This window comes from Rhodococcus marinonascens NBRC 14363, assembly GCF_001894885.1.
Classification (GTDB): domain Bacteria; phylum Actinomycetota; class Actinomycetes; order Mycobacteriales; family Mycobacteriaceae; genus Rhodococcus_F; species Rhodococcus_F marinonascens.
On sequence record NZ_BCXB01000136.1, the window covers coordinates 1 to 1,027 of the forward strand.

1 protein-coding gene is annotated in these 1,027 nt (G+C 67.3%); it reads right to left on the reverse strand.

The genetic code is table 11. The annotated features are described in order from the left end of the window. Window positions 1-978: HNH endonuclease family protein (locus RM2_RS23220; RefSeq protein WP_139277946.1), on the reverse strand; the 978-nt coding region annotated here is incomplete at its 3' end. Window positions 979-1,027 lie beyond the last annotated feature (49 nt).

The window sequence follows — 1,027 nt, forward strand, 5'->3', positions numbered from 1 at the left end:
GACGTCCCGGGCTGCGGTGCAGTTCTTGTAATAGACTCCGCCACCGCTGGGCGCCGGAGGTGGTGGCGCCGCTGCCGGTTCCTGTGGAACGGGTGCGGGAGGCGGTGGTGGGGGAGCGATGGTGGTGGTCGGCACCGCAGGAATCGGCTCCGGGTCAGGCGCGGCTGCGGCACCGCAATCGGACAGAACCCGTGCGATCGCATCCTTTTCGGCCTGCGTCACCCACAGCCCGTATGTGGACTTGACCTGCACCTGCCGTGCGACGTACGTGCATCTGTAGGACTTGTTCGGCGGCAACCAGGTTGCCGCGTCACCGTCACCCTTCTGCCCGTTCGCCGGCCCGTCCACCGCCTGCAGATTACGGGGATCATTCGCGAAGTCACGGCGGGTCTGTTCGTCGAGCTGCTGGGCGCCCTTCTGCCACGCATCCGACAGGGCAACAATGTGATCGATCTGGACTGCGTTCGAGGTGCCTTCACCGCGGGTGAACTCGATCGTCTTGCCGGTGAACGTGTCGGTGAGCGTGCCGGTGAGTATGGTGCAGTTGCTCGAGCCGGGTTTGACGGTGATGTTCATCAGGTCGCGGCGGAGGATGTCGTTGCGGGTGTCGCAGCCGTTGCGGCCACCGTCCACGCCGACATCGTCCGACCACGCCGACCCGAACAGTGCCCGGTCGTAGCCGGTCTTCGGTGCACGCCCCTTCACCGGCAACGTTTCCAGCTGCGTCAGGGCAGTGGCCGCGTCGGCAGAAACAGGCTGTGCGAGAACCACGCTCGGCGTGGACAACGGCGACGTCGACGCCGACACGTTGGCGGTACTCGAAGACCCGGCGGGGGTGGTGAGCGATTCGGAGGCGGCGACGGCGGTGGTTTCGGTGGCCGTGCCGCAGCCGGCAACACCGACCACCCCTGCGGTGGCGGCCGCGGCCAGCGCCAACGTGGTCCGCGTGCGCACGAACACGGCCGAGCGATCGAACATGGTGAAATCCCCCTGAAGTCTTCAGCACCCGGATCGAGCGCCCCGAGGG